General features: G+C 70.9%; 3 protein-coding genes. 1 reads left to right on the top strand and 2 read right to left on the bottom strand.

The features are described 5' to 3' along the window. Positions 1-40: 40 nt before the first annotated feature. Both FV230_RS25840 and FV230_RS25835 read right to left on the bottom strand, forming a co-directional pair. Positions 41-1015 (bottom strand): ABC transporter permease, encoded by a 975-nt coding sequence (locus tag FV230_RS25840; RefSeq protein WP_147844421.1) that lies wholly within the window; start codon positions 1013-1015, stop codon positions 41-43. A gap of 253 nt (positions 1016-1268) precedes the next feature. Then, complete coding sequence (locus FV230_RS25835) at positions 1269-2930, bottom strand: ABC transporter substrate-binding protein (RefSeq protein ID WP_147844420.1); 1662 nt, start codon at positions 2928-2930, stop codon at positions 1269-1271. 313 nt (positions 2931-3243) lie between these two features. Between FV230_RS25835 and FV230_RS25830 the strand changes: the two genes are divergently transcribed. Beyond that, positions 3244-3498, top strand: a complete 255-nt coding sequence (locus FV230_RS25830) for a hypothetical protein (protein WP_147729101.1) — start codon at positions 3244-3246, stop codon at positions 3496-3498. Positions 3499-3645 lie beyond the last annotated feature (147 nt).

Raw genomic sequence — 3645 nt, 5'->3', positions numbered from 1 at the left:
GCGGGCGGCCCGCCGGCCGCGGGGAGCGTCTCGCCCGTGCTCACGCGGCCTCCGACAGGCGGACCCGCGGGTCGAGGGCGGCGTAGATCAGGTCGACGATCAGGTTGATGACCACGAACAGGCACACGGTCAGCATCAGGTAGGCGACGATGACCGGGCGATCGAGCCGGTTGATCGAGTCGATCAGGAGCTTGCCGATGCCGGGCCAGGCGAACACCGTCTCGGTGACGACGGCGAAGGCGATCATCGAGCCGAGCTCGAGGCCGATCACGGTGATCACCGGAAGCAGGATGTTCTTCAGGACGTGCACGCCGACGATGCGGGCCGGCGACAGCCCCTTAGCGCGGGCGAAGCGCACGTAGTCCTGCAGCATCGCCTCGCGGGTGCCGGCGCGCGCCAGCCGGATCACCACCGCGAGCTTGAACAGCGCCAGGTTCACCGCCGGCAGCACGAGGTGGCGCAGGCCGTCGAGCGTCAGGAGCCCGGTCTCGATGCCGAGCACGTTGACGGTCTCCCCGCGGCCGCCGGCCGGAAACCAGCCGAGCGTCACGGCGAAGACCAGCACCAGCATCAGGCCCTGCCAGAAGTTCGGCAGCGAGAACGCCAGGATCGAGCCGGTCATGATCGTCCGGCCGGTGCCCGAGCTCGGCTTGAGGCCGGCCCAGAGCCCGAGCGGCAGGCCGACCGCGACCGCGAGCACCAGGGCGGTGAGCGCCAGCTCCAGCGTCGCCGGCAGGCGCTGCAGGATCACCGACAGGGCGGGCTCGTTGTAGACGAACGAGCGCCCGAGATCCCCGTGCAGCGCGCGCCAGGCGAAGGTGCCGAACTGCACCGGCAGCGACCGGTCGAGCCCGAGCCGGGCACTGATGGCGGCGCGCTCGTCCGGCGTCGCGTCGGGCGCGGCCAGCATGTCGATCGGATCGGCGATGGCGTAGACGCCGACGAACACCAGCGTCGCCATCGCCGCGACGGTGACGAGCGCCTGGCCGAAGCGCTGGATCAGGTAGGTCAGCATGCAGGTACGCCGCCGAACGGGGCGCGGGTCCCCTCTCCCCGCACGCGGGGAGAGGCCCGGCTGCACCCCGTCGTGCAGCCGGGAGGCGCAGGCGAAGCCGGAGCGATGGTGAGGGGACGCGAACGGACGAGGCTCCGCCGTCGAAGCCCCCTCACCGTCGGCTGCCGCCTCGCCGCGCCGACGACGCGGTCGTCGCGGCCCTCTCCCCGCGTGCGGGGAGAGGGGATGCCCGGCGCCCGGAAATCCCGATCCCTCACTTCACCACCGCGACGTCCATCGCCAGCGTGTACTGGTCGATCCGCGGCGTGTAGCGCAGGCCCTTCACCGTGGCCCAGGGGGTGACCTCGAAGTGGAGCGGGATCAGCGGGTAGTCCGCCATGGCGAGCGCGGAGGCCCGGCGCAGCAGGGCGGAGCGCTCATTCTCGTCGAAGGTGCGCATCGCCTCGATGGTGAGGCGGTCGACCTCGCGGTTGCAGTAGCGGCCGCGGTTGGTGAAGCCGCGGCCGGATTCGGGATCGAAGCACAGCAGCAGCGAATTCAGCGAGTTCGACATCTCGCCGGAATCGGCGCCCCAGCCGGCGAGGTAGGCCGAGAACGAGAAGGTGTTGCGCCGGGTGAAGAAGGTCGACGCGGTCGCGGCGTCGAGGCTCGTCTTCACGCCGATCCGGCTCCACATTTGGGCCACCGCCTGCGCGATCTTCTCGTCGTTGATGTAGCGGTCGTTCGGCGTGCCGAGCGTGATCTCGAAGCCGTTCGGGTAGCCGGCCTGGGCCAGGAGGTCCTTAGCCGCCTTCGGATCGTAGGCGACGACGGGGAAGTCCTTGGTCGTGCCGGCCAGCGGGAACGGCAGCAGCTCGCCTGCGCCCTGCGCCACCCCGCCCATCACCCGCTCGACGACGGCCTTGCGGTCGATCGCCTTGGACAAAGCCTCGCGCACGCGCCGGTCGAGCAGCGGGTTCTTGTCCGGCGGCGCAGCCTTGTCGGTGCCGCGGATCGTCGGCGTCTTCCAGCCCGGGCCGTCGAACTGGTCGAGGTGGATGTAGATGATGCGGTTCGACAGGCCCTTGGCGACGGTGAAGCCCGCCGCCTCGATCCGCGGCAGGTCCTGGATCGCCGGGTTCTCGATCAGGTCCGCGTCGCCGGCGAGCAGCGCCGCCACCCGCGGGCCGGTGGAGACGATCGGCTTCATCGTCACCGTGTCGAAGGCGGGCGCCGCGCCCCAGTAGGTCGGGTTCCGGGCCAGCACGACCTGGGTGCCGCGCACGTACTCCTTGAGCGCATAGGGGCCGGTGCCGACGGCGACCTTGGGGTTGCCGAAATCGGTGGATTTCGGCGGCGTGCCCATGCCGGCGCACCCGCCCTTGGCGAAGGTGACCGGGCCGGACGCGCCCGAGGCCTTGGCGCTGAGCATGCCGAGCGCGGTGATGTTGGTCGGCAGCAGCGGCAGCGGCTCGGCGGTCCTGATCACCACGGTCAGCGGATCGGGCGCGGTGACGCTCTCGAACGGCCGGACGAAGGTGGCGAAGGAGGAGGGCGAGTTCTCCACCAGCGGGATGCGGCAGAAGGTGTAGATCACGTCGTTGGCGGTGAACGGCGTGCCGTCCGAGAAGGTGACGTTCGGGCGCAGCCTGAACGTCCAGGTATGCGCGTCGTCGGCCGTCCAGGCGAGCGCCAGCGCGGGCAGCACCGTCATCGCGGGGTCGGTGGTGACCAGGCCCTCGAAGATGTGGCGCCGCAACGCGTTGTTGGGGCCGAGGTTGTGGAAATGCGGGTCGATCGACGTGGCTTCCGCGGCGAGGCCGATGCGCAGGTCGCGCGCCGCGGCGCCCAGCGGCCCGCCCGCAGATGCCAGCGCCCATCCGCACAGGACGGCGCGCGACAGGGTCCGGCACGGACGGCGGCGCGTCTCGATCATCGACGGTTCCGTGTAGAAGGGGCGGGCACGCGAGGGTGGCGCATCGACGGCGCGAGAGCATTTTCGAGCGAGGCGGCGTCCGGCTCGCGTGAAGACAATGCGATCCCGCACCCTGGATAGAGCCTGTTTCGTGATCCATCGATCACGGGACAGGCTCTAGCGTTAATCGTGCCAATCCTCGGGTCGGAGCGTTTTCAGGCGGGGCGGATGCCGTCTCGCGTGTGACGATGCGACCCCACAAGACGTGCGACCCGGTTTCGCGATCCGAGGATCATGGGCCAGGCTCGCGCCACACCGGTCAAGGACACGCGCAATGGGTATGAAGACGACGTTCGTGGTCCAGACCTTCGTGGTCAAGCGCAAGCGCCTGGTGCCCGGCGACCGCGAGGTGGCGCCGACCGAGAGCGGGGCGCTGAAGAAGGCGGAAGCGATGTCCGGGCGGATGCCCGGCACCGCGGCGCTGAAGGTGGTGGCCGACGACGAGACCGGCGAGCTGGAAAGCGCGACGATCCTGGCGAGCTTCGGCGAGGTGCCAGAGGACTTCGCGGAGAGCCTGCAGGGCGGCTGACGGCACCGGGAACGCGAAAGGCGGACCGGGCCGCCCGGCCCGCTCCGCCTCCATCAGGGTCCGCGCGGCCTTCAGCGGCCGCTGGGCGCCGCACCGCTGCCGGTGGTGCCGTTGCCGCTGCCGCTGCCGGCGGGCGAGCCCGCGGTG

The sequence above is a fragment of the Methylobacterium sp. WL6 genome (genome assembly GCF_008040095.1).
In the GTDB taxonomy this organism is placed as follows: domain Bacteria; phylum Pseudomonadota; class Alphaproteobacteria; order Rhizobiales; family Beijerinckiaceae; genus Methylobacterium.
This window is presented reverse-complemented; position numbering and strand designations above follow the sequence as displayed.

What these genes read in the sequence shown, in the direction of transcription:
- FV230_RS25840 (WP_147844421.1), bottom strand. Translation starts at nt 1,015, where the DNA reads ATGCTGACCTACCTGATCCAGCGCTTCGGCCAGGCGCTCGTCACCGTC.
- FV230_RS25835 (WP_147844420.1), bottom strand. Translation starts at nt 2,930, where the DNA reads ATGATCGAGACGCGCCGCCGTCCGTGCCGGACCCTGTCGCGCGCCGTC.
- FV230_RS25830 (WP_147729101.1), top strand. Translation starts at nt 3,244, where the DNA reads ATGGGTATGAAGACGACGTTCGTGGTCCAGACCTTCGTGGTCAAGCGC.